This window comes from Haloferax mediterranei ATCC 33500, assembly GCF_000306765.2.
Lineage (GTDB): Archaea > Halobacteriota > Halobacteria > Halobacteriales > Haloferacaceae > Haloferax > Haloferax mediterranei.
The window spans coordinates 296,838-321,908 of sequence record NC_017943.1 but is presented as its reverse complement, the minus strand read 5'-3'; the positions used below and the strand labels follow the sequence as shown (position 1 = coordinate 321,908).

The 25,071-nt window shown below is 54.8% G+C and carries 23 protein-coding genes and 1 pseudogene; 8 read left to right on the top strand and 16 right to left on the bottom strand.

Annotation, left to right across the window (positions count from 1 at the left end; all coding sequences use genetic code 11):
- Positions 1–699 precede the first annotated feature (699 nt).
- Positions 700–1,266: a TATA-box-binding protein gene (locus tag HFX_RS16820; protein ID WP_004056443.1), complete on the bottom strand. Its 567-nt coding sequence runs from the start codon at positions 1,264–1,266 to the stop codon at positions 700–702.
- Positions 1,267–1,572: 306 nt separating this feature from the next.
- On the opposite strand from HFX_RS16820, the gene tenA reads away from it, so the two are divergent.
- Genes tenA through HFX_RS16805 form a run of 3 tightly spaced genes read left to right on the top strand, consistent with a single transcriptional unit; the run spans position 1,573 to position 4,567 of the window.
- Entirely contained in the window at positions 1,573–2,238 is a 666-nt protein-coding gene (gene tenA, locus HFX_RS16815; protein ID WP_004056444.1) for a thiaminase II, read from the top strand.
- A complete protein-coding gene (locus HFX_RS16810) occupies positions 2,235–3,044 on the top strand; it encodes a TenA family protein (protein WP_004056445.1) in 810 nt (269 codons plus the stop codon). Before tenA ends, HFX_RS16810 begins: the two co-directional genes overlap by 4 nt.
- Positions 3,038–4,567 (top strand): sodium:solute symporter family transporter, encoded by a 1,530-nt coding sequence (locus HFX_RS16805; protein WP_004056446.1) that lies wholly within the window; start codon positions 3,038–3,040, stop codon positions 4,565–4,567. Before HFX_RS16810 ends, HFX_RS16805 begins: the two co-directional genes overlap by 7 nt.
- 38 nt (positions 4,568–4,605) lie before the next feature.
- Here the strand turns inward: HFX_RS16805 and HFX_RS16800 are convergent, their stop codons facing one another.
- Positions 4,606–4,998, bottom strand: a complete 393-nt coding sequence (locus HFX_RS16800; RefSeq protein ID WP_014732716.1) for a pyridoxamine 5'-phosphate oxidase family protein — start codon at positions 4,996–4,998, stop codon at positions 4,606–4,608.
- 488 nt (positions 4,999–5,486) lie between these two features.
- Between HFX_RS16800 and HFX_RS16795 the strand changes: the two genes are divergently transcribed.
- A complete protein-coding gene (locus HFX_RS16795; RefSeq protein ID WP_004056448.1) occupies positions 5,487–6,506 on the top strand; it encodes a lipid II:glycine glycyltransferase FemX in 1,020 nt (339 codons plus the stop codon).
- A gap of 42 nt (positions 6,507–6,548) precedes the next feature.
- Here HFX_RS16795 and HFX_RS16790 read toward each other — a convergent pair whose 3' ends face one another.
- Complete coding sequence (locus tag HFX_RS16790) at positions 6,549–7,850, bottom strand: prenyltransferase/squalene oxidase repeat-containing protein (RefSeq protein WP_004056449.1); 1,302 nt, start codon at positions 7,848–7,850, stop codon at positions 6,549–6,551.
- A 256-nt stretch (positions 7,851–8,106) separates the two neighbouring features.
- Here HFX_RS16790 and HFX_RS16785 point away from each other — a divergent pair, with 256 nt between their 5' ends.
- Positions 8,107–9,735, top strand: coding sequence for an alkaline phosphatase family protein (locus HFX_RS16785; RefSeq protein WP_049917388.1), 1,629 nt, complete (start codon positions 8,107–8,109; stop codon positions 9,733–9,735).
- Between the two features lie 180 nt (positions 9,736–9,915).
- Here the strand turns inward: HFX_RS16785 and HFX_RS16780 are convergent, their stop codons facing one another.
- Positions 9,916–10,743 carry a sugar phosphate isomerase/epimerase family protein gene (locus HFX_RS16780; protein ID WP_004056451.1) on the bottom strand — a complete coding sequence of 276 codons (828 nt, stop codon included), beginning with the start codon at positions 10,741–10,743 and terminating at the stop codon, positions 9,916–9,918.
- A 115-nt stretch (positions 10,744–10,858) separates the two neighbouring features.
- Between HFX_RS16780 and HFX_RS16775 the strand changes: the two genes are divergently transcribed.
- Positions 10,859–11,479, top strand: coding sequence for an alpha/beta hydrolase (locus HFX_RS16775; RefSeq protein ID WP_014732714.1), 621 nt, complete (start codon positions 10,859–10,861; stop codon positions 11,477–11,479).
- Positions 11,480–11,499: 20 nt separating this feature from the next.
- On the opposite strand, the gene HFX_RS16770 is transcribed toward HFX_RS16775, so the two are convergent.
- From HFX_RS16770 to HFX_RS16760, 3 genes are all read right to left on the bottom strand, one after another.
- Positions 11,500–11,832, bottom strand: a complete 333-nt coding sequence (locus HFX_RS16770) for a hypothetical protein (protein ID WP_004056453.1) — start codon at positions 11,830–11,832, stop codon at positions 11,500–11,502.
- Between the two features lie 205 nt (positions 11,833–12,037).
- The gene (locus HFX_RS16765) at positions 12,038–13,891 is read right to left on the bottom strand and encodes a cation:proton antiporter domain-containing protein (protein WP_049917389.1); all 1,854 of its coding nucleotides are present in this window, start codon (positions 13,889–13,891) and stop codon (positions 12,038–12,040) included.
- Positions 13,892–14,230: 339 nt separating this feature from the next.
- A complete protein-coding gene (locus HFX_RS16760) occupies positions 14,231–14,968 on the bottom strand; it encodes a sporulation protein (RefSeq protein WP_004056455.1) in 738 nt (245 codons plus the stop codon).
- Between the two features lie 286 nt (positions 14,969–15,254).
- Here HFX_RS16760 and HFX_RS16755 point away from each other — a divergent pair, with 286 nt between their 5' ends.
- Complete coding sequence (locus HFX_RS16755) at positions 15,255–15,860, top strand: HD domain-containing protein (RefSeq protein WP_004056456.1); 606 nt, start codon at positions 15,255–15,257, stop codon at positions 15,858–15,860.
- 4 nt (positions 15,861–15,864) lie between these two features.
- Here HFX_RS16755 and HFX_RS16750 read toward each other — a convergent pair whose 3' ends face one another.
- The 4 genes and pseudogenes from HFX_RS16750 to tnpA all read right to left on the bottom strand — a co-directional run bounded on the left by HFX_RS16750 (position 15,865) and on the right by tnpA (position 19,587).
- The gene (locus HFX_RS16750) at positions 15,865–16,080 is read right to left on the bottom strand and encodes a hypothetical protein (protein ID WP_004056457.1); all 216 of its coding nucleotides are present in this window, start codon (positions 16,078–16,080) and stop codon (positions 15,865–15,867) included.
- Positions 16,081–16,841: 761 nt separating this feature from the next.
- The gene (locus tag HFX_RS16745; RefSeq protein ID WP_004056458.1) at positions 16,842–17,528 is read right to left on the bottom strand and encodes a helix-turn-helix domain-containing protein; all 687 of its coding nucleotides are present in this window, start codon (positions 17,526–17,528) and stop codon (positions 16,842–16,844) included.
- A gap of 29 nt (positions 17,529–17,557) precedes the next feature.
- Positions 17,558–18,955: an ATP-binding protein gene (locus tag HFX_RS16740; RefSeq protein ID WP_004056459.1), complete on the bottom strand. Its 1,398-nt coding sequence runs from the start codon at positions 18,953–18,955 to the stop codon at positions 17,558–17,560.
- Between the two features lie 241 nt (positions 18,956–19,196).
- Positions 19,197–19,587: pseudogene (tnpA, locus tag HFX_RS16735) on the bottom strand (IS200/IS605 family transposase).
- Positions 19,588–20,079: 492 nt separating this feature from the next.
- On the opposite strand from tnpA, the gene HFX_RS20645 reads away from it, so the two are divergent.
- A complete protein-coding gene (locus tag HFX_RS20645) occupies positions 20,080–20,262 on the top strand; it encodes a hypothetical protein (protein WP_014732711.1) in 183 nt (60 codons plus the stop codon).
- Positions 20,263–20,435: 173 nt separating this feature from the next.
- Here the strand turns inward: HFX_RS20645 and HFX_RS16730 are convergent, their stop codons facing one another.
- The 5 genes from HFX_RS16730 to HFX_RS16710 all read right to left on the bottom strand — a co-directional run bounded on the left by HFX_RS16730 (position 20,436) and on the right by HFX_RS16710 (position 25,002).
- Positions 20,436–20,759: a hypothetical protein gene (locus HFX_RS16730; RefSeq protein ID WP_004056461.1), complete on the bottom strand. Its 324-nt coding sequence runs from the start codon at positions 20,757–20,759 to the stop codon at positions 20,436–20,438.
- Position 20,760: 1 nt separating this feature from the next.
- Positions 20,761–22,233 carry a sodium-dependent transporter gene (locus HFX_RS16725; RefSeq protein ID WP_014732710.1) on the bottom strand — a complete coding sequence of 491 codons (1,473 nt, stop codon included), beginning with the start codon at positions 22,231–22,233 and terminating at the stop codon, positions 20,761–20,763.
- A 560-nt stretch (positions 22,234–22,793) separates the two neighbouring features.
- Positions 22,794–23,369, bottom strand: a complete 576-nt coding sequence (locus HFX_RS16720) for a hypothetical protein (protein ID WP_014732709.1) — start codon at positions 23,367–23,369, stop codon at positions 22,794–22,796.
- Entirely contained in the window at positions 23,366–24,121 is a 756-nt protein-coding gene (locus HFX_RS16715) for an ABC transporter ATP-binding protein (protein WP_004056464.1), read from the bottom strand. Before HFX_RS16715 ends, HFX_RS16720 begins: the two co-directional genes overlap by 4 nt.
- Complete coding sequence (locus HFX_RS16710; protein WP_014732708.1) at positions 24,118–25,002, bottom strand: ABC transporter permease subunit; 885 nt, start codon at positions 25,000–25,002, stop codon at positions 24,118–24,120. The genes HFX_RS16715 and HFX_RS16710 overlap by 4 nt, the downstream gene beginning before the upstream one ends.
- Positions 25,003–25,071 lie beyond the last annotated feature (69 nt).

Here is a 25,071-nt window from a genome sequence, read left to right as displayed (position 1 = left end):
ATAGGTTCGGTATTCATACTCACCAATAATAAAAGTGAGGGGGTGGACTCGCGTTTGTAACGACGGTAAATACAGCCGTTTGAATGGGAGAAATGACTGATTCTGTTTTTACTAAGGGAACGGTAGTGTCGCGTGAGTAAACCAGTCAGGCACCACCCTCGCGAATGTAACGAGTGAAGTAACCCCTTCGGAAAGAAATCTCGAAAGGGGGGGTATGCTCGCGTTTGTAACGTGGTCGTCGGAGACCATCCTCGCGAATGTAAAACGAGGGGGAGTACCCTCGCGTTTGTAAACGAACGAGTCGAGGATATTGGGTCAGACACACCACCCTCGCGAATGTAACGCGAATTAGCGGGTGGGGTTTCTCGGTGAGGCAGTGGATTGCGGAACATATTGCTTGTACATTTACAAACGCGAGGGGGGTGTGTTCAAATCGACTAGAGTCTCTCGTAGCCGTTACAAACGCGAAGGTGGTGTGTGTGTTCTTCCACGTTAGATGCCAGTGTCAAACAATTACATAACATAGATAAAATATTCATAAATAAGTGGTATGAATCTAACAATAAACCCAATAATAAAACTAACTTATAGTATAGTTGTTTGATACAACAAAACAGAAATACAACACGAACACTACCCAACCACCACTCGTCAATACTTGCTTTGTACCGGTCTCGCTACCCTTCCACTTTTGGCTTTTCACCCGAGCAGCCCTAACTCTCGAACGTCTCCGTCGACGGTTTCGAGAGCAGACTCTGCATCGACCACCGCTTCAGCACCGGTAATCACGATTTTGCCGCTCCCGAACATGAGCACGACGACGTTCGGGTCGTCGAGGCGATACACGAGTCCCGGAAATTGCTCTGGTTCGTACTCGACATCTTCGAGACCAAGACCGATAGCAAGTGCGTTCAAATTGAGCGCCGCTCCGAGGTCGGCACTCGACACGATGTTCTGGACAGTTGTATTCGGGTCATCGGGGACGGGAATACCGAGGTCGTCCAGGTCGTCAAACAGTGTCTCAATTGCTGTATTCACGTCTTCAACGCTGTCTGCACCGGTACATACGATCTTCCCGGAGCGAAACACGAGACACGCGGCTTTCGGATTTTCCGTTCGGTACACTAGCCCAGGGAAGTTTTCTGGGTCATAATCCGTACCCGACATGTCTAGTGAGAGTCGGTCTAAGTCGAGTTCGAGGGTAACCTCGGTCGAGGCGACGACATTTTGTACCTCGACCGACCCGGTGACGTTCGCATTCGACATATTGTGATTTATGTTATACTCTTTTATGTTAAAATACTAGGGTGATTAGATAAGCACACAAATCATTATGGTACAAGTATACTTACTTTCCTGATTCACTATTTTAACCTGTTCCAATCTATTGTAACCTGTGAGGACCCGATATATCAACAGATAATGGGGTGATTGTCGTTATAGAACTAATATCTCAAGAAATTATTGTATTATTAGCAATATTTCAAGAAAAAGCTGAGCTATTCTGAATGAAATAACCAAGTAATACAACTCTATCATAATTCTTTTCAGCACATTCATCGACTACTTCCCATGGCGTTCACAGACAACATTCACGACGAAGCCGACGAGTTCTGGTCGGCTATCGTTGATCACCCGATGGTCGAACAGCTCGGTTCAGGGACCCTCGACGAGGGGCCTTTCAGGTACTGGGTCCGACAGGATTACGTCTACCTCGTCGAGTACAGTCGCCTCTTCGCACTCGGTGCGTCGAAAGCGCCGACGCTCGATTCGATGGGGACGTTCGCCTCTCTCCTCGAATCAACCGTCAACGAAGAGATGGACCTACACCGGAGTTACGCCGCCGAGTTCGGTATCGACATAGATGACCTCGAAGCGACGACACCCTCGCCGACGACCCGTGCATACACTGATTTCCTCATTCGAACAGCCACACACGGCACGTTCGGAGATATCGTCGCTGCACTGCTTCCCTGCATGTGGGGATTCAACGAGACGGGTCGACGCCTCGCTGCTGAAGGTGTTCCGGACCACGAGCAGTACGCTGCATGGGTCGAGATGTACGCCAGCGACGAGTTCACGGAACTCACCGAGTGGTGCAAAACGCTCATGAACGATGTGGCTGCAGACGCGACGCCAACAACTCGTGAACGCTATCGAGAGCTGTTCCGCACCTCTGCACAGTACGAGTACCTCTTCTGGGATGCTGCGTGGAGACAGGAGGAGTGGCCGCTATGACGAATATTGACTCTGACCTTGAGACGGACGTTGGTTCGAACACTGACGCACCGTCGCCAGTTCCCGACACCTACAATCAATATACCGAGACCAGAGAAAATCCGCGGTTCACTGATTGGCTCCGTGCCCGGGCGGGAAGCCAGTGGGACGCCGCAACGGCGCACCGATTCACACGTGAACTCGGAAGCGACGACCTCGACCCTGACGTATTCCGTCGATATCTGGTGCAAGATTACGCGTTCGTCGAAACGCTCGTCGGCGTCTTCGGACACGCCGTGGGCCAAGCGCCGACGATGGCTGCGAAGTCCGAACTCGTCGATTTCCTCGGGACACTGACCGACGACGAGGACGACTACTTCCTGCGCTCGTTCGATGCGTTGGATGTTCCGGAATCGACGTACATGGAACCGTCCACAACGCCGACGACTCGTGCATTCGTGGACCTCCTCGAACGTGCCGCGAACCAGGGGGGCTACGCAGAGACGCTGGCAGTGCTCGTTCCTGCCGAATGGGTTTACCTGACGTGGGCGAGTGCGGTGGAAGACCAGTCACCATCGCGTTTCTACCTCGCAGAATGGATTGACCTCCATGCCGCCGACGACTTTGCGGCGTTCGTCAATTGGCTTCGTGAGGAACTCGACCGCGAGGGTGCGGCCGCCTCTCCGCACCGACAGCAACGCCTCGACCGTTTGTTCCGTCGCATGGTGGAACTCGAAGTCGCGTTCTTCGATGCAGCGTACGAGTCGACATCGGCTGATGGAGTTCGTATTACTGAATCTGACGAGGCTGGTGATGCTGAATGGTAAGTTCGATGATTGCACTCGGATTGACTGTCGCAACACTCGTCCTCTTTACCGGTATCGGTGTGTGGGTCTCCCGCGGTCGCGTCGATTCGGTCGAAGACCTCATCAGTGCACGGGGGTCGACGGGGGAACGACGAACCACGGCGACGCTCGTTGCCTCTGTGATGGGTGTTTGGGTGCTCTTTTCGGCACCCGAGGCGGGTGCTGGATTCGGTATCGCCGCCGTCGTCGGATACGCCATCGGTGAGGCAGTTCCGATGCTCGTTTACGCCAAACTCGGTCCCCGAATCCGACGACTCATCCCGCACGGTCACTCACTGACTGAATACGCCCACGCCCGGTACGGAACCGCCATGTACGCATTCGTCCTCTTGGTGAGTGCTCTTTACATGTTCATCTTCCTCGCTGCAGAACTAACTGGTATCGCGGGTGCGCTCTCACTCGTCGCCGGCGTCCCGCAGTGGCAGACTGCGCTTCTCGTCGGTGGCTTCGTTCTTCTCTACACGAGTTACGGCGGACTCAGAGCGAGTATCGCCACGGATGCGGTTCAAGCCGTCATCGTCCTCCCGCTTTTGCTCCTCGCATTCGTCGGCGCACTCGTTGCACTGGGTGGTCCTAGTGCCGCGCTTGACGGCATTACCACGGCCAACCCTGGACTCCTTGATTTGGGTGCTCTCGCCGGCTTACAGTTCGGACTCGCACTCGCGTTTGCTATCCTCGGTGCCGAACTCATCAACCAGACGTGGTGGCAGCGAATCTACGCCAGTGACTCCGAGGAGACGGTCACCCGAAGTTTCAGAAACGCAGCACTCACAAACGGACTTGTCGTCTTCGTGACTGCCTTTTTCGGTATTATCGCCGTCGGCAATGCCGACGTTATCACCGACGTAACGAGTTCGAACTACAATGCCGATGTTGCGTTCTTCGTCCTCTTGCAGGACGCGTTCCCCGAGTGGCTCGTTCTCGCGGCCGTGCTCTTGGCCCTGTTGCTCGTGATGAGTTCCATCGACACGTTGTTTAACGCCCTTTCGAGTCTCGTAACCGCAGACCTCGCACGGTTGTTATCGTCTCCGAGTGACCGGCGACTCGCGTTCGGTTCCCGAACACTGACTGTTGTTGTCGCGCTGGCGGCGATTTACGTCAGCCTCCGCGCGCAAAGTGTGCTTCGTCTGTTCTTCTTCGCCGACCTGCTCGGTGCTGCTGTCGCATTCCCACTCGTCTACGGGCTCTACTCGGCACGAATCACCGGACTAGGCGCACTCGCGAGCAGCCTTACTGGTCTCGCTTTCGGACTCGCGTATTTCCCGGACCTTCGCGGTGTTACCACGGCACTTCCACTCGTTGGTAGTATCCTTCCGTCGGCTGACCCGCTGTACCTCACGTCTTTCGGTGGGGCGTTTTTCGTCTCGGCGGTCGCTTCGTTGATTGCTGCGCGGCTTTCGAACACCGCGTTCGACCTTAGCCGACTGTCCCGCGAGATTCGACTCCTCGACGATTCTCGGGCAGAGAAGCAGACCTCCGACTGATATAACTGAGGAACCTCCCGTATCTCCTCGCAACCCGCTCAGTATTCCTTCACTGTCGCGGTCCCGACCGAAATCCGAACGAGGTCGTTTTCGGGCCACGCAGTCCCTTCGGCCCCGTACCTTTGATTGATTCGCTGGGCCGATTTTCGTGTGGCCTCGTCGTCGTCGACGACAGTTGCAGTTCCGAGCATGGTGACTCGCCACTGTGCTTGTCCGTCGATGTCCTTCTGAACCGACAGCGCGACCCGCGGGTTCTCACGAATATTCGCAAGCTTGCGCCCGGTCGTAAGTACCTCGATTACTTCATTCCCTGTATCGTAAGCAAACCAGACGGGCGCAACGTGTGGTCGACTGTCGACGCAGGTCGCAAGATGTGCCATCAATGGCTCACTCGTTAGAAGTGCCGCAACATCTTCGGGAAGTTCAGTCATACAACTGATACGAACTCCGGAGTCAAAGCTCTGCCTTCGGCGTTCTCGTTTCTCTCATGCAGATTCATCTTTGAGGTGCCTATCGTACGTATACAGTGACTGTCCGGACTGTATCGGCCGTTTTTACATTCGCGAGGGTACTCCCTGTGGTTGGGGCAATCAGACCGTCGATTCTTGTGTCTGTCACATCTCTCTAGTGACTCTCCCACCAACTTTCGTAGTCAGACACGGTATCCTTCGTTTCTGACGTTAGGGATACAATTCCAGACGAGGGAAACGAATTCGAATAATATCATTTAACGTTAATTAACCCGACCCAGTTTTCGTTTCCCGACAATTTTCTTCGCATATCCATTTCATCAACCCCGCTACCTCAGCACATTATTCACGTTGCCGTTGTGACGCGAAAACTAGCGACTATCCCACCGGATTTGGGATAATGTACGCATAACAAAGCCGAGTCGGCGGGACAGTTTATCCACTTACTAATGAGTATCGAGGTTACACGTGCGACCGAATCCGATATCGAACAATGGGACCAGTACGTAGAACAATCTCCACACGCGAACTTGTTTCACCAGTACGAGGCCCTAGAGATACAAGCAGCGCATTCTGGTGCGGAATTGCACCCACTCATTGGACGAAAAGGAAACGAAGTAGTTGGTCTCTTTTCCGTGTTCAAAATCACCAAAGGACCGATAGCGACGGTTTTCTCACCGCCACCGGAGCTTCGTGTTGCGTACCTCGGTCCTGTGCTCTTGAACATGGACCATATGAAGCAACGAAAGCGTGAACGTCGCCACCACGAGTTCATCGACGGCTGTCTCGAATGGGTTCGAGACGAGCTTCATCCTCGCTACACACACTTCCGTCTGGACGGGAGTTACGACGACCTTCGAGTATTTTCGTGGAGCGACTACAGTATCACACCGTTGTACACCTACCACGTCGACCTCTCGGAGGGTGAAGACGAGGTATTGATGAGTTTCAGTAGCGACGCGAGGTCGAACATTCGAAACGCTCCTGAGGAGGCGTATACGATCGAAGAAGGTGGAACTCGGGAGATTGAACTGATAATTGAGCAAATCGCTGCCCGGTACGAGTCACAGGGAGTCGCGTACCGAGCATCACCGGAGTTCGTCAAGGACCTCTACACCGCACTTCCGGACGGACAGATTCGACCCTACACGCTCTGTCTCGACGGCGACTTCGCTGGCGGGATTCTCGTCACAGATTACAAAGATACCGTGTCACGATGGCAAGGCGGTGTCAGGACCGACATCGACACGGATGTATCTATCAACGACGTTCTCGACTGGCGCGTTATGTCCGACGCAATAGAGCGAGGTCGGACGACGTACGACCTCGTCGGAGCCAACAACCGCCGCATCAACAGGTACAAAGCGAAGTTCAACCCCACGCTTCACCCGTTTTACAGTCTCGAACGGGACGTCGCCGGGATGCGGACGCTCGCCCATCTCTACAAGTCGCTCCGACAGAAAGTGTAGTTCTCGCCCTCTACCGACTATGCTGAGTTGTCCCGTGTTCCGTTATTCTTCGCCGAAATAGTCTTCACCAACGTGGCTTGCACCGAGTTGGGTGCCTGACTCACGTACAACTTCGTTTATATATTCAGACATCGCGTAAGCCATCCACGCCTGCGCCCATCGCATCAGCGTCGTCTTAACGGTGTAAAACCGATGCGTACGGTAGTAGAACCGTCCGTCACCCGCGTAGAGGTTTTCGAGCGTCCACTCCAAGATACGGGACGCAAATTCGAGGTCACCGGCGGCGGTAAAGACCGCGATGGCCGTGGCGCATGCATGGATGTCTCGCGGGTACGAGTTCGACTCGTCCCAGTTCGGTGCCCCATTTGGCTCGAACAAGACAGTTCGATAGAATTCCAGTCCTCGCTCGATTGTATCGTCGTACCGCGAGGACTCGGTGACCGCTTTGTATCTGAGGAAGGCGTCGAGGATGAACCCGTTGTGGTGGTTGTCCATCGAGAGGTGGGAACTGGAGGCGGGTACCCGGTAGGTCCACCCACCGATGTCGGCTTGGTTGGTCGCGATGTAGTCGAGAATCGCAGTTGCACGCTCAAGGTCTGTCCCGTCGCCGTCGTGTCCGTAGATGTCGACGAGGAGTCGGGCACCAAGCGCACCGGAATTGAGTGTGTAGTACGTATCCGGGTGGTTCATGTGATAGTTAATTTTCGCTCCATCGTCGACCTCTCGGTAATCGAGGTCTTCGACGACGAAATCGGATGCGGTCCGTGCAACCGGTGCATAAATCGGGTCGTAGGGCGAGGCGGCGAGAAGTGCTTTCACCGCGAATGAGGTCGACACGACGTCTGGGTCGTTTGGAATGCCTTTCTCGCCGAGGTGCTGAATCTCGTGTTTGTGGCCGCCACAGAAGCCGTGATAGCCAACGCTTCGGTTCTGAATGAGCCAGTCGGTAAGCTGTTTTGCCTCGGCTAGATAATCGGTGTCCTGTTCCTCTCGGGTCGCCTGCGTATAGTGGTGGAAGTTTAAATTTGCCAGCGAAAAGAGGGCCGTTCCCTTGTAGTTACGGCGCTGTTCGACGAGGAGCAGCGGTCGGATGTTTATCGGTGGTCGTTTGGCCAACTCCTGGAAAGCGAGGTTTATCCACCTGTTTTCGAACGGAAGCGCCTGCAACAGTCTGCTACTCATCCCGTCTCCGTAGTCCCACCCTTTGTAGTCGCGCGTGCGTGCGTAACGAAGCGTCGCTTCGAGAATATGTGGTAACCACTGCCCGCCGAACTCAAGCGGCGCTCGATGTTCACTGTACGCGGTGGGTTCCTGAGTGGAGACGAGTGAACTTCCGTGTGCCATACTATTGAATTGACAGACAGAGTTCGGCGGCTTTGTTACGTGTATCCTATACGGTAATGCATCGAAACACGACAATGAACCACGTATAATCCGAACATCTAGTGGTTCCACGCGGTAGATATTGATTGAACTATAGTCATCGTCTAACAGTTAGTCTGTCACTTGAATTCTCCCCTGTCACTAATGGCTGACTTCTCTATCGAAGTCGACAATGAAGCCAGTACATAACAAAACACAGCAATGTCATCCTAAAACTATGAGTAACGACCAGACAGGCGCAGTGCACACACTGTTGGTCGGGCTAGATGCAGCATGTCTTCCGGTTTTACGACCATTGTTTGAGGAAGGTGAAATCCCGACGCTCCATTCAATCTTTTCGACCGGGACCTACGCACCTCTCGAATCACAAATACCTCCATGGACGGCTAGCGCTTGGCCGTCACTCTACACTGGAATGAATCCCGGAAAACACGGTGTGTTCGATTTCCTATCATTTGACGGATACGACTGGAGCGTCGTCAATGGGAGTCACATTCGTGAGCGGACACTTTGGGAGGTTCTGGATTATCATGGCTATTCGAGCGTCGTGGTCAATACGCCGGTGACCCATCCCCCTCGCCCGTTCGATGGGGCACTTGTTCCGGGATATACTGCCCCAGAGAACCCACAGGGTCACCCTGCGGGGATTTTGGATGAAGTCCGTGATGCAATCGGTGAGTACCGGGTGTATCCACGAGACCCATCGCCGGACGACGAGAAGGAGAGCAAGCGGTATTGTGACCTCGTCAAGATGCGGGGAGAGGCGTTTCAGTATCTCGTCGACCGGTTCGAGCCGGAGTTCGGGTTTATCCAGTTCCAGCAGACGGACACCGTCTTCCACGAACGACCCGGCGATCTCGAATTAGTTCGCGACATTTACGTTGAAGTTGACCAGCAACTCGAAGCGATTTTCGATGCGTATCGCCCTGAAAATGTGTTGGTGGTCAGCGACCACGGAATGGGAAAGTACACGGGATACGAGTTCCGCGTCAACGAGTTCCTTTCTCGCCACGGCTACGTCGAAACTGTCAATGGTGGTCAGGGAATGCCAACATGGGCGACGGTTCGAGACTCGAAACTCCGGTCCGGTGTCGATGCACAGTCAGTCAAACAGGGACTTCGAGTGAAGGCGATACAACTCCTCGCCCGTACCGGGATAACGAGCCAGAGAGTCGGTGCGTTGCTCGAACGTGTCGGTCTCGATGACGTTGTCGCAAGTTGGGTCCCGACGGATGTCATCAGTGCCGCTACTCGACAGGTCGACTTCGAGCGTTCGACTGCGTACCTGCGCTCACGCACAGAACTCGGTATCAGAATCAATCTCGAAGGAAGGGAACCAAACGGTGTCGTCTCCCCGGAGGACTACGAATCAGTTCGGACCGAACTCATCGACCTCCTGCAGTCGGTTACGGACCCGGATGGGAGGCCTGTCTTTGATGACGTCGCACCGCGTGAATCGTATCTCTCTGGTCCGAGAGACGACGAAGCAGTCGATATTGTACTCGTCCCACGTGACTTTGACCAATTCCTCTCTTCGATGCTCTCTGATACCGTCTTCGACGAACCGAGTGAGCCGTGGAACCACAAACTGCACGGCGTCGTCGCCGCGGTCGGAAACGACATCGATGTGGGGGCGAGTCTCGAAGATGCACATCTCTTTGACATCGCTCCGACGGTCCTCGCCACGTTCGGCGTCGAAGCCGACGACCGGATGGACGGCCAGACACTGCCAATCGTTGACTCCGTCAAACGGACGAGTTATCCCGACCCCGAGGTTCGTGAGATTCAAGAGACGGACGACACCGACGTTGAGGAACGCCTCGCAAATCTCGGTTATCTCGAATAGCCGGTACGCATTGGGGTCGGTTTGATATCACATCCTCGGCCTTCCCGTAACTTCCCTCGAAACGCGGTTTTCCCCGTTCAAATCACGGTTGGCAGCTACTGCAGCCTACTTACACATGTATGTCTGTAATGAAACCCGGAATTTCAGACGGTTCAATAGGTAACACGCCGAGGTCGAACTTTAGACCTCAGCTAGCACTTCCTCTGTGTGCCGTTTTCCGAGCGCGATTGTACCGTAATCCGTTGTTCCGATTTCGAGTGTTGCCGTGCCTGACCAGTGAACGTCAGCTAACCCAGACAGAACTGTCTCGAAATCAATCCGTCCCATCCCGACTGGAAGGTGTTCGTCGCTCCCACCGCGCGTATCGACCAAGTGGAGATGCCTGATTCGGTCGGCGTATTCATGCATAAATTCTGCCATACTTTCTTCGTCCATCCCTGCCAGTAGTGCATGACTCGTGTCGAAGGTCATCGACACGTTCGGATACCGCTCCAGTAGTTCCGGGAACGTTGCTACATCGTAATAGCTGGAGACGATATTCTCGACACACGGTTCTACGCCGCGCTCTATCGCGGCGGGAATGAGTTCATCGAGGCTCTCGTGGATAAACTCGCGGCACTCGGCGTCTGTCCAACCGAGGTCCCACGCGTCCGAAGATGGGTGGAACACGACTTTCGTGGCACCGAGATCTGCTGCGAGGTCCATTCCGGCGATGAATTCGGTGACAACACCTTCTCGAATGGGAGAAAACGGTGACCCCGGATCGATGTTAAACGGGAGGTGTACGATGAAACCCAACCCAGCATTTTCGAGTACGGTTCGCATTGCATCTCGGCTATCGGAAATTCGCTCTCGGGCGTACGGTCCATCGAGTAGGACCTCGATGAAATCGAAGCCCTCGCCCGCGGCCCACCGAACGCTTTCCTCGAATGGCATGTCGAGGCCGACCGTGAACCCGAGGTCCATGTCGACTTCTCCGTCAGTATTTAGGTTGGTATCTGGTTGCATGGAAATACTACTGGAACACAGGTTCGTATAGATGTGTTGGTTATCAGTCACGAATTGAGGTCTGATTAATTACACCTAACAAACATTTTTGAGGGTGCCTTTTGACAATGAATGCATGAATACTGAAGCGATAACACTCAACGTGGGCGATAATAGTTATGCTGGGAAGGTGACTCTGGCTGGTGATGCCTCTGAACACGGGATTTTGGTGATTCCTGGAGCGGGACATGGTCCGTTCGGCGATATATTTGACCGGTTCGCTGCGGCTGCCGCTCGGGATGGCAATACCGTCGCCCGCTTCGAGATGTGGGAGAGCCAAGAGGATTTAGCCGAAAAGACTGAAACGGAGTTCGAAACGGAACTCAGCGCTGGCATCGAATTCCTCCAGTCACGGGGTTACTCGACGATAACGGTCGTCGCGAAGAGTTTCGGTGGCCGTCTCGCGCTCACGCACATCCCGAATACGGTCGACCGGATGGTTCTGTGGGCACCTGCAATCCTATTCGGAAACCATGCTGATGCTCCGTCGATTGCTGCGTCGGAGTTAGCCAATATCGAGACCCCGGTACGGATTCTACAGGGTGACGAAGACGAGGTCGTGTCCGTTGAGAATGCAGCAGCAATCGCTGAGCACCTGCCGAACGGGTCGATGGTCGAATTAGCTGGTGAAGACCACTCCTTCTTGAACGACGAGCAACGAATTATCGAAGAGACACTCGCGTTTTTATCACCATAAGATTCGCAACCAATGCAAACCTATTGCACGAATCGCTCGTAGAGGTGGAGCAGTCCCAGCGTAATGACGAGCGCACCGGCCAACCCGGGGAAGACTGCGTTGCTATCTGAGAGACCACTCCACTTACCCAGCAGTGAACCCACACCGAATCCGAGGGTGAATCCATCAATCGCCACGAGAGTTTTTCCGCCGGTATTTACGTATCTCTTCACAGCATATGCTCCACCGAGAATGAGAACTGACCCGGAAACGAGGGTCAGACAAATTTGAATGAACGTCAACCCCACTCTCGGTCCCGTCTTGAAGAACCAGTAGGGCGCAAGTGGAATATAGAGTGCAATTATGATAAGCACATATTCCGAAAATTGGCGGCTCAACGAAGTCCTTTGATCGCTATCTGGCACTACTTGTACTCTCGATGTGCTGATATTATATGTTGGTCAATCGGTCGACGGGGTTGTAGCGCGGTTGTGTTGTGTAACAGTAATCGTCCTGTTCCGGCTCACAGGCGATTTTGTCCGCCCCTTTCCATTCCGTTTGTACTTCAAATTCCACGCCTTATTTGGTGCAATAGTCGATAGCTTGATGGACTGCTTCTGTCCGACCAATAAATGTCAGGTTGTCCCCTTGATTGATGGTGTCGTCCGGATGCGGCAATTGATTCATCTCCTCTCGACTCAAAAGTGCGAGGTGACAGCCCTCGGGGAGTTCGGCCATGAGCTCCGAAACCGTCCTCCCAATAACCGAATTGGATGTCACTTCGACTTCTTGTACATCGCCCATTCGACCTAATTCGGTCATCCAGCGAGAGATTGCAGGTCGCTCGATCACGTTGTCCATCGACCACGCGATCGACATGGCGGTCGAAATCGCCTCGACATCGATATCTTCGAATGCATCGATGTTGCCTGGCTGATTCACACGGGCGACGACGGTCTCGACATCGAACGTGTTCTTCGCGAGTTGTGCGCTCAGGAGATTAACATCGTCTTTCGGTGTCGCCGCCACCACCACCTTCGCGTTACCGCCGCCCACTGCCTGCAAAACTTCCCGACTGGTCCCGTCTCCGTGTCGAGCAGAGAAGCCATCCATTTGGAGGCTTTCGACAACTTGCTCGTCATTGTCAATGATCAAGACCTCCTCGCCTCGTTCTTCAAGCCGTTCAGCAAGTGCTTGTCCGACGCGTCCGCCGCCGATGATGATTGTCCTCATTGGAATCACGTCCAAGGCCTGTGCGATATGACGGGCTAATCCTCCTTCAAAGACGACGGTTGTGAAGATTACGAGGAATACCGTCCCAACCAGCATCGTTGCTGCTTGCGGATTCTGCGGCTGTAACTCCAGCGCGAACAGGGTTGCGACGCTGGCCGGGATGATACCTCGCGGGCCGATTGCACTAATGTAGAGACGTTCGTTGAGTGTCAGGCGGTCTCCGAGGGTACAGAGCATAACGAGAGCGGGACGGATCACTCCGACAATCGTGATGACCACGACCAATCCACCGACCCCAAGTGCGAGCAAATCTCTGAGAGAGAGAAGCGAGGCTAGCGTGATGAAGACGAACGAGATCACGAGAAGTGTTACGTCACCTTTGAAGCGTTCGATGGAGTCTTGATACGGCAGGTCGGTGTTTCCGAGGATGAACCCCCCCGCAGCAACGGCGGCGATGCCTGCTTCCGAGGCGATCTGCTCTGCCACCCCATACATGATGAGAGAGGCGATGAGGGCGATTAACCGAGCGTTCTGTGGTGTGTTCTCGGTAGAGGTTCCCACATGACGCAGGAGATACCATATTATTCCTGCAATACTACTCCCGACAAGAACACCGACGCCGAATCGAACCCCGAATTCACGGACGAGCGTCAGGAGTCCACGTGTCTCCAGTAGAACGTATTCGAACATTACGATGGCAAGAATTGCAGCCGTGACGTCGTTGACGACACCTTCAGTTTCGAGCGTGGTGGCGACACGGTTGCGCACGGGAACAACATTCATAATGGGCGTGATAACTGTCGGCCCCGTCGCTACTAGGAGCGACCCGATTAAGAGGGCCACATTCCATGGAGCATTGAGTGCGTATCGAACGGTGATTGCCGTTCCGATGAGGGAGACTGCTGCGCCGATTGTGACGAGGCGGAACGTCTCCCGTGGGGCTTCGTACAGGCGATCGAGGTGAAGGTGGAAGGCCCCTTCGAAGACGATAATTGCGACGCTGAGTCCAACGATCGCCGGAAGTGCATCACCGAAAATACCCGGTGTGATAACACCAATCCCTTCCGGTCCAACGACGACACCCGCGAGGATGAGAAACATCACACTCGGGATTTGCAACCTATCTGAGACGACTTGAGCGGCAACTCCAAGCCCGAGGATTGTCACGACAACCGTGATTAGTTCGATTGTAGCGGCCACGGGTTCAGTTTCATTCTTCAAATACTCCTTGAGTGTAGTTAACACCCATGGTCGGCATCGGATTAATCGCTATGCACTCTGTATATACTTCTAGGTGTCTGGCTCTTGTCCGGTTTTCTTCCTAAAGCGCCAGGTACCAAACTGGAGTGCACTCGTCTGCAGTCTTGTCCCTCTGAATGGAACGAACTCCAGTTCGACATCTTGGAGCGACGATATAACCGTCCACAGATACGGCGAATCCATAGAAAAAGTGTCGAGAGACGGAGGGTGAGTGGCTAAGACGCACGACAGCGCTTCGGTTTATTACTCATCTGTCCCCGCCCGTATCGGAAGCGGAATTTAAGCGTTATTCCGAATCAGCGTCTCGAGTTCGTCTCGAACCTCGCTCACGTCGGTCGTCCCAATCGTCGTTCGTACCTTCTTTTCGTCGAGGTCGCCGAGCTCGCTGAGAATTCCTCCCCGGCGGTCGACTTCGACGAAGAGTTCGAGCGACTCCGCACTCGGCCGCGGGATAACCTCGAGTTCGTCGAGCGTTCCTCGGAACTCACCCGACGTGGGCCGGAATTCGAACTCTTGGATGAACCGCCGCTGTGACGTGAAGTAGCTGTGCGGGTCCGCCTCGCACTCGGCGCTGTGGAGCGAAAAGCCGAGTTCGTCGAGCGCGTCAAAGACCGCCTGCAGACGCGGCGTAGGTCGGACGTTCAGGTAGTCTTTGTCTTCGGGGTCGACAGCCATCTTGATGTCGAGTTCCGTTTCGACCCAGACATCGACGTTCCCGAGGGTAACGGGTGTCGTGTACGGGATATCGAGTGACACCGACCGCGTCTCTTCTTGTTCCGGTTCGATAGTGAGACCGTCGGCAAGGGTGTACTTCTTGATGTCCACCTCTTGGTAGCCCTCTTCCGTTCGGTATCGGGTTTCGAGTTCGAACCGAATCGTCCCGATATCCTGCTCTACGGACCCACCCGTGATGTGTACTTCAGCGTCGACCGTCTCACCCGGACGGACCGTATCAGAGGGGAGGACGGTGTCGACGGTTGCGTTGCCAATTCCGATGCTTGCGAGGACCTTCTTCATCGTTGCAAACCGACGTTTCGTCCAGCGACATAATGTACTTGGTGGCTTGTGTGTGTCTGTTGCGTCCTGTGTCTCTCTCGCTGCTATCGGAGGAATACGCTTTCTCGTTGTTTAGGGTGTCTACTCCTCTCGTTGCTATTGGATGCATACCCACTGGTCATATAGATAATCCCAGAAATTCAAATAATCTAAATTATCCTAAAAACTTGAATAGTCTAGAAATCTCCTGCAATTGCCTCACAGACTCGCTATTCTCAAAGGGCTCTGACGACGACGTAGTTTCGTGATGGACCAACTCGACTCACTCCTCGAAATGTTCGACCTGAAGGACGAACGCCGAACGGGCTGGGTTTTACGGAACGTCGATTCTCCGGAGTCGGTCGCCGCGCACACGTGGGGGACGGCGGTGCTCTGTCTGCTCTACGCCGATGAGGTGGGCGTCGACCGAGAGCGAGCCGCCGCGATGGCGCTTATCCACGACCTTGGGGAGGCACGCACGGGCGACATTGCGACCCGCGCAGAAGCCAACCAGCAGGAGATTTCGTCTCCCGAAAAAGAAGAAGCAGAGCGGCGTGCTGTTACTGACTTCTTGGAGCCGTTTGCGAACGTCGAACTCGTGGAACAGTGGGAAGCGTACGAAGCCCGTGAGACCGAAACCGCACAGTTCGTGAAAGATATGGACCTTGTCGACAACTGCTTGCAGGCGCTCAAATACGAACGAGAGGACCGATACGATGAATCCGAGTCGAACCCGCACTTCTCGGAATTCGATAACTTAGACGAGTTCTTCGCAACTGCGGCACCGCGATTCCGAACTGTGGTTGGCGAGGAGTTGTTCGCGGAACTGAAGCGTCGCTATGAAGCGGAGATCGGTCGGCCCTGCCAGATTTAACTCCCTACGTCACGTACACGCGTCCCTCAACTTCGTACAGATAGCCTTTATTGAGGAGTTCGTCGACAGCATCGGGGTCTTGGTCTGCCGATTGTAACTGTTGCCGTGCGTCCGTCACAGGCATCCCCGATTCGTACTCATCGATAATCGGCTGTAGGTGCTCGAAAGCCTGCTTTGCTCGAGGAGAAAGTGGCGTGTGTCCACCCTGTTCCGGAGTCATCGGCTCTTCTACTGTCTCGAACGGTGCCCTGGGTAAAAAATGTGGGTGTTAAGACAAGTCATTCATCGTAGATTATGATAACACGTCCGCCTCCGTTTTTTCAGCCGGCAATACCGAGTAACTGGACAATACAGCTAACCCTGACCTTGTTCTCTCGTTATGCTCCGCGAATAAACGACTTCACGACAGTCGCAAGACGTGCTGGTGCTGATTCGGTCGTGATGTGTCAAACTCCATTGAGTTCGGTGACACGGCTCTCGGGGAGGCGCTCGTCTAACTCGAAACCCCATCCCGGAGTCGTTCTGGACTCTGTTTGCCAGCCACAAGGAGCGCCGGTACATCGATATTCGACTCTTCCGAGAGTTCGTACGCTTCCACTTCGTAGTTCTCCCGGATTACGGTTTCAGCGAGATGAAGGTTCGCTTCTTTAGGCCACTATGGCAATTGTTCAACGCCGTGAAGCCCACTTGTATCTTCGATGAATAGTCACATTGCTTCTTGGCGCTTCCCCTCGTCGAATAGTGCTTGCATTCGGTCACTTAGGTCGTCGCCTCTATGCTCACCAACTAGCAAGGCCGGTTCATACAGTAGGAGTCGGTCGAGAGAGACTGTTGGCGCTGCCGCGAGCGCGACGTGACAGCTTTTGCTTCCATCGTCGGAGCTGTGAGTTTGAGTGGGAGTCTGTTAGTGTTGTCTCTCAGCCACTCGGAAATTTATATACTCTCGTTTCGTAACGGCACCTCGCTGATGTAGTGGTTCACTCATTCGGGTAACGGCGGCCACATCAGCCCGACGTTTGTCTCGATGAGATGGGTCTGCGCACGTCGAAGTCGCTCGGAAAGCGAAGAAGCAGTAATCCCGAGTTCGGTTGCAACCTCGTCGAGGGTCGCTGTTCGCGGAATATCGAAGTACCCCATCCCATAGGCGGTTCGGAGTGCTTCGTGTTGGCAGTCAGTTAACCCTTCCCCCGGTTTTTCCACCTCACCGTCACAGGTGAGTCGCCGCAGCGTAAACGACCCATTGCGCTGCCAGAATGTGCGGAACTCATCGAGAGTTGCCCTGTCAGCGAACCAGCCACTTTGAATCCAGCCGGTTGGTGTGACGCAGATACGGTCGATGAGTGATTCGGTCGAGGCGAGTGAATGGAGGTGCGAAAGGTTATCGATACACTCACCCAGTTGCGCTTCCATGCTGACTGCCGGACTGATTTGATACCGACGTGTCTCTCCTGCTTGGCCGACGAGCGTGTATTCACCGACGAATGTCGCCGATTCAAACGCCTCTTCGACCGACACGGCGGTTCCCCCAGTCACGTAGACGATGAACAGTGTATACCCACCGTGATTGGGTTGCATTTTGACTTCGAGTGTTGCGTCGGGGACTGTTGCCGCCACCTCGACAAGCGGTAATGCCTCGCAAGCGATCTCGTATTCGGCGACAAAACCCATAGACACCGGTCACTTTCCTGTGTTGATGATTATGTTGATTTTGAATCTACGATGTCTTTCGGCGTGAACAGCGACACGTCAGAGCGCTCTGCAGCAGTCTCCTGCAACCCATCGGAAAATCCGGACCGACCGAAACAACAGTAGTGGTACGTTGGATCACCGCCTTCCGGTGGCGTCCAGTCTACCTGTGCAGCGCTGCGTTCGAGGTCGGCAAGGTCGCCTTCGTGCATTTTGCGAGTCGTGTACTTGCATTCGCCAGCGACAAGTGTTCCGTCGCCCGCGAGTCCGACAACGTCGAGTTCGTGCTGTTTGTGCCACCAGTAGCCGATGCCGTGGTACGTCTTGGGAATCAGTCGAGGGACCGCGCTTTGACAGGCGATTTCGAACATCGGTCCCATGTAGTCCGAAAACGAGGGTTCAACTAACTCGCCGTAGGCATCGTCGCCGAGTTGTGCGAGTTTGCCCTCCTGCCCATACACGTAGCGGAACCAGAACCGGAATAACGGTTCGTTCAGTCGGTAGCGACTCTTCCGCGTTGCATTGGGATTCTCAGTTATCGGGATATCTCGCGTAATCAGTCGAAGCCGCCGGAGCTTTGCGAGGTACGAGCCGAGCGAGTTTGAGTCGACTCCGGCGAAGTTCGCAATCTCGCCCGTTTCGCGTTTGCCCGTGGCAATCGCTCGAAGAATCGTGTAGTACGTCTGCGGCTCTCGAATCCCGAACTCCGTGCGTAGCAGGAACTCCGGTTCATTGTGGAGGACGCCGTGTTCCGAAAGGATGTGCGACTGAATATTTTCGGCGAGCGACGCAGACGGCGAGAGTGCACGCAGATAGTACGGTGTCCCACCAAAGACGCTCCACGTCTCGATACTCGTCTCTGGGTCCGTGTCTGGGTAAAACTCCTGTGCGTCGGTCAGGCTTAACGGTGGGAGGTCGATTGTCCCAGTTCGCCGACCGTAAAGTGGACTTCCGCCACTGAGGACTTTCTCTTCCATGACGCTGATTGACGACCCCACGAGAACCAACGACGTCCCCGTTTCTTCGAGGTGGAGGTCCCAGACACGCTGGAGTTTCGAGGGCAGTGAATCGTCGGACTCGACCAGGTATGGAAACTCGTCGAGAACGACGATTGCGTCCTGTCGACCGAGCGTTCGAAGGAGTGCTTCCCAGTCCCGTTTGATGTCTTCGACGACTGGAAAGGTCTCGCGTGCCGTTTCGACGAAACTCGCGAGTTGCACATCCGGCGTCTCCTCGGTAGCCTGCCAATAGACCGCATCGTCACGGTCTCGAATCGCTTCGCGGACGAGCGCGCTTTTGCCAAGCCTCCGTCGACCGTATACGACGAGTAGTTCTGCTGTCTCACGGTCGAACCGCGACTCCAGCATCTCCAGTTCGTCGTTCCGGTTGACAAAGCGCGGGTAGCTCATAGCTAGTCTTCGTCTGGGGGTATGATAATCCTTCTGAATATCTAAATCCCAATTTTACTAATCATGATTTTACTAATCGAGATTCACTAACTGTTTAGCAGCGCATCTCGGATGTCCGGTCTAAACAACCTTGGAGGGCGAGTTCCCCGACCCACCGGGGTCGGGGGTGTCGTCAGACAGCAAGCCGTCTGACTGCTAACCAGAAATCTCTGATTTCTGGTGATGAAGCCCGACACTCGACCTAGTGTTCCGTCTCCTCGATATGCCGTTCAACCACTTCCTTCGACACTGCTCCTGTCGTCCCCATGCCGTTCAACCCCCCACGTAATACCCAACCTTCCAGAATCCGCCGCCCCAGAAATACGACTCCCGAATCTCGGGATACCGTTCCAGCAAGTGCGTTCCTGAGTACGACTTGACTGCCGAGCGATGTCCGCCGGACTGTGCTTCGGATCAGTTTGCACGAACAGGTGTACGTGGTCGACCGCTATCTCCAACGCCAGAATCTCGTGTCCGAAGTGGTCGGCAGTGTCACCAAACAACTCTCGCACGTCGTCCTCCACCACGCTGAGAACAGGATGGCAGTACTTTGGACACCACACGAAGTGATACTTACTTGTGTCACTTCTCATCCTTGTGTTTGCAGTCGTATCTTTGAGTACTGGCGTTCTCGTGAATCCTCGCTTCCGCGGGCGACTGACCCGACGCCGCGAACTCTCGAAATTCGGGCGGGTGCAGACTGTTGATAGCCGTGTCTTCGGGTCGTCCGAACGCAGAAAGGAGACCTGTGTCTGCTGCGGTTCGCGCCTGACAGAAGGGTTGATTCGTCGATATTGGGAGGAATACGTTGTCGGGCTTCCGGTTTGGACCTCGTCAGAGAATTATAATTACTACTGTAGACCTTGTGGCATCAATGAATTCTCAACCTCATCTCGGTCTCCCGCTGACGGGGGAGATAGCTGATACACACGTCGATACCGAACAACAGTAAATATCCTCGCGTATTCAATGTATCACCTTTTGATAGTTCCCCTAGACACATCGTCACTTGTAACTGACAGAACGTACCATCGATGTTGTTTCAATGAAAAAGCATAAGTTCAGATAGAGAAATAGTAGTGCTTATGAAAAACCCGCCGTGGAGTGCAGAATTTGCTTCGCTCAAATCAGACTGTGCTAACGAGCTTGTTGATCTGTTCGATAAGTACCCTGACTCAGTTGTCTATGAAGCAATGAGCGAGCTCCTCCGCCGAGAGATGCGGGACCAATTTGCAGGTTCGTTTGCGGAGTCACACCGGACGGACTAGTCGGTTCTTCCGCGTTCTATCACTGCCCGAATTTCATTCCAACAGTGGGATCTGTCCGTGGAATCGCTCTCGACTGACATTCCGAATTGCCCGCTACCGACTAGCGCGAAGAAATTCCTCGCATATACCACGCTGGATAGATACGTTAGTCATCACTTGTCTATCGTCTGGAGTTACTTGTCTATCGTCTGGAGTTGGTTGATCTCCGCTTCAGACCAGTCGTAGTACGGTTCCTCTATCTCTCGGAGTGTTTCGACGCACTCGTTATACCGGTCTCGGGCAACCGGTGTGTACGGGTCGTCGGGGTGCTTTTCTATCCACTCTCGGAGGTCCGCGAGTGCCCGCGGCGAGTAGCTATCAATCTGGTCTTGTTCCTTGAGAAGCGTGAGTTTACGCTCCTCGGAACGAAGCGACTTCACGAGGACGACGCTCGCGACGCCGGGCAACACGATAATAGTCAGTATCATCGAGGCCCAGACGACGGGTGAAAGCGACATTTCAGTCACCTCCGTTGGCGAGTGTGGTACTCTCTGCATTCTTTTCGGGTACCGTCCCGATGACACTCATGATGGCCGTACTGACAACGACGAGGCCAGCCATGATGGCAACACCGAGAATCATCAACTGCTGGTTCTCCGTCCCGAGACTCGTGACGACGCCGTAACCGATGATAAACAGCATCACCACAGGGATGACGTACTTGATGACGGGATTCCACGCCGACCCGATGTAGATGCCGGCGTTACGGTTGAGGTCGATGACGCGGGCGCGTTCCGGCCCGAACTTCCAAGCGACGAGTGCGATAATCGACAGCGTCGCCAGCGGGAGGCCAAAGCTCCCGAATATGAAGTCCATCTGTCCGAGGAACGACGAGGAGTAAGCGCTTGGCAGACCGAGCAGCCAGATTACGCCACAGACTGCGAGCACCGATTTCGTCCGCGAGAGGCGCGTTTCCTCGGAGACTGTCGTCACGCCGACTTCGGTAATTCCGAGACCGGACGTAAACGTTGCAAAGAAGAACGAGACGAAGAACACGAGTGCCCACAGTCCACCACCGGGGAGTTCCGGGAACACCTCCGCGAGCGAGAGAAACAGGAGGTTTGACCCAGCGCTCGGTTCGAGGCCGAAGGCAAAGACCACGGGGAACGTAGCGAACACAGCCAGCAGGCCGACACTCGTGTTCCCGATGGCGGTAAAGAGACCACCACCGAGCGGCACGTCGTCGTACCGGCTGAGATAACTCCCGTACGTGAGCGCGATTCCCCAGCCCAGCCCGGTCGAAAAGAGGGCCTGGCTAAGGGCCGCAACCCACGTACTTCCGCGGGTGAGGTACCCCCAGTCGGGAGTAAAGACGAAGGCAACTCCGTCCATCCCCCCGGGAAGCGTCACGCCGCGGACGGCGACCGCAATAAGCGCAACGACGAGAAGCGGAATCATCCACTTCACGACTCGCTCGATTCCGCGGCGAATGCCGAAGACCAGAACCCCCGCAAGTCCAGCCATCGTTGCCGTGTGCATCCCGATGACTAGCGCCGGGTTGTTGATGAACCCGTCCCAGAACGCCTGTGGCTGGAAACCTGGCTGAGTGAACGTCATCAGGATGGAGTGTCCAGCGTAGTATAGCGCCCAGCCGATGATGGGAGCGTAGTACGACATCAGTGCCACGTTGACGATGAGGACAACGAGACCGAGTCCCTGTGCTCGCTTGCTGCCAAATACTTGTTTGAACGCTCCGATTACCCCGTTGTTCGTGTACCGGCCGATCATCGTCTCAGCCATCAACCCGGGTACTGCGATAACATACAACAGAAGAATATACGCCACGAGGAATGCACCCCCACCGTTTTCACCTGTGGTGAAGGGCATTCGCCAGATATTGCCTGCGCCGACCATCGCCCCTAGCATCGCCATCAGGAAGCCGAATCGACTTCCCCATTCTTCTCTCGCTGTTCTTGCCTCTGTATCTGCCATCTTAGTTCTGATTAGACACTCGAAACGGAGCTAATTATATGCTCCCTCTTCTATAGGTGGCTCCGATCATGTCACCCCCCCTCTATTTCTCAATGACCCCTCGGACCGAACTATCCTTCTCCAGCAGATCAAATACCACAAGCAGTGCTGTTGCCCCTCGCTCACCACGGTCCGATTCAATTGATGAGATTCTCGAAGACACGCATAATCAATGGAATTAAGCGGCGTTTCCGGTGTAATCGGTGGGCACTGCTGAGAGCAGATTGAAATTAGATTGGGGGAGAATTGCTAAGCCGGAACAGCGGCTGGTGCTCTCTGATTCGGTGAATCAACCTCAGCGGTGGGTAATGCCAACGCTACGGACCAGTTGGAGTTCCATTTCGTGCACGCCGTGCACATTTGCACGGAATACGTTGAGTAAATACTACTTCGGTGTCTGACGATCAGAATGTTTCCCGACGGAAGCTACTGTTGACCGTTGGCGGACTCGGCAGTACAGCACTCACTTAACTGTTTAGTCGTCTACGCGTCGCAGTAGAAAACCGACCCTGCCGTATCGGCTAGAACGGCAGGCGCGCTTTCTCTTCGATATCGAGTTGGAGACGGTAGTCGAGCGTCGACCAACTATCGCCTGTCGTATAACTTGACGGATGGTCATCGAATTCGGGGACGACGTAGTACGTTCCTGCCCTGTAGATGTCGTCGCCGTCGAGTTCGTACCGTCGGGAGACCAATTTCCCCGGTTTAATCGTCCGAGTCAATGGTTCACTACTAATACTCATTCCGTTCGGCTTGACTTCGACGCGGTCGCTCGTTTCGTACGATGGTGAGTTGAGTCCAGATTCTGTCATGTAATCGTCTCCGCCTGGCGAATCGAGCAGTCCGAGCACGCCGAACGGCCACACTCCGTAGCTTTTGATTCGAACGGGTTCGTCTCCGGTATTCTCCAGCGTGAACGTGAGTTCGGCGGGATGCTCGATAGTAGCGTCTTTGACTGTACGTTCTACTGACATCTCGAACGGATCGGTGGACATCTCGGTCGTCGCTTTTGTTACCCGGTACTCGGTGTCGGCCATGCACCCACTGAGGCCGGCTATCGACACTGCACTCGCGGCTAAAAACGTCCGGCGCTTCATCGGGACTCACCTCCGATTTCGGCGCGAGCGCCCGTTAATTCGACAAATACATCTTCTATTACCACATCGTCACCGACCCCCGCCGCATCGCGGAGTTCGTCGACGGAGCCTTCGGCGATGAGTCGACCTTCGTGAAGGATGCCGATGCGGTCGCAGACGAGTTCGACCTGTCCGAGGACGTGACTCGAAAAGGACACCGTCGCACCCCTGTTGTTCTCCTCGTGGACGATTTCCCGGACGCGACGAACGCCGTGAGGGTCGAGACCCGTAAACGGCTCGTCGAGAACGAGCAGTTCGGGTTCCCCAACGAGTGCCATCGCGAGCGCGAGTCGCTGTTCCATTCCTTTCGAGAACTCTGCCGTGTCGGCGTCGATTGCATCCGCTAACCCGACGCGTTCGAGGACACTTTCGGGGTCGTCAGCCACCCGTTTGGTTTCGGCGACGAACTCGACGTGCTGCCGAGCGGAACGGTCCTCGTAGAGTCCGAATCGGTCCGGGAGAATACCGATTCGAGTATGCACTTCGATGGGTTTCTCGCGGGGGTCCATCCCGAAGATGCGCACTGTCCCCGATGTCGGCCGAAGATAGTCGAGTAACAGCCCGATTGTCGTCGACTTTCCGGCCCCGTTCGGCCCGAGGAATCCGTAGACTTCGCCGGACTCGATGGAGAGGTCAAGTTCGTCGACGGCACGAATGTCGCCGTACTCCTTGGTCAACGCGTTCGTCTCGATTATCGGAGCCTCGTCGCTCATAGCGCATCACCTCGGGTGAAGACACGGCGAGAGAGTACCAATGGTACCACTATCCAGACGGCCAGGACAAGGATACTGAGCGATGGGTGGAGATACCACGGTCCCGTTCCGCCGTCGAACGCCGCTTCTACGACGAAGGCGTTTATCGTCTGTCCCGGTGCCAGCTTGGTGTAGACGGTTTGGAACAACTCGGTGGAGTTGCCGACACCGAGGAGCCAGTTCGTCAGAACGTTGTACGCTCCATCCGGCGTCAGTCTGAGTGCGAGAAACAGTGGGCCGCTTGCCGGGGCATCGTACGGGTCGACCGGAACCCCAGTGAGTGCCGTGTACGCCTTCGAGATGATGGAACTCCAAAACAGCGTCATCAGAATATACGTGAACACGGTCCCGGCTGCCGTTACGGTCCTGTCCACGACAGTCGAAATTAGCACCCCGACCGAGACGAGCGCGGCGACGAAGAGGAGCGTTGCAAGCACGACTCCGACGAATGGAACGACGTCGAACCCGCCGTGTTCGACGAGGCCGATGCCACTGAGTACGAGAATCGCCACGGCGACGCTCGCACCGATTCCGACGAACCGCCCGACGCCTTTTCCGAGTACAATTTGCGTCCGCTTCAGGGGCAAGGCGATGAGGAACTTGATACTTCCCGTCGTCCGCTCACCGATGAGTGACTGGTACGTGAGAAGCAGCACACCAATAGGGAGGAGCAGGTTGGCACCGTTTTGAATGTAGCCGATGGTGATGTTTTGGCCCACGGCGTCCCATCCACCGTACGTGGGTCGAAACCCCCACAACACGACGAGGACCGCGAGTATCCACGCACCTTTCGAACTGAGTATCGTTCGGCATTCTCTGCGAGCGAGGGGGGACCATTGCATAGATAACAAGACAACCAGATGTCACAAAAGCCTGACTCAATTGTCCTCCGACTAGAGATTCATCTACGA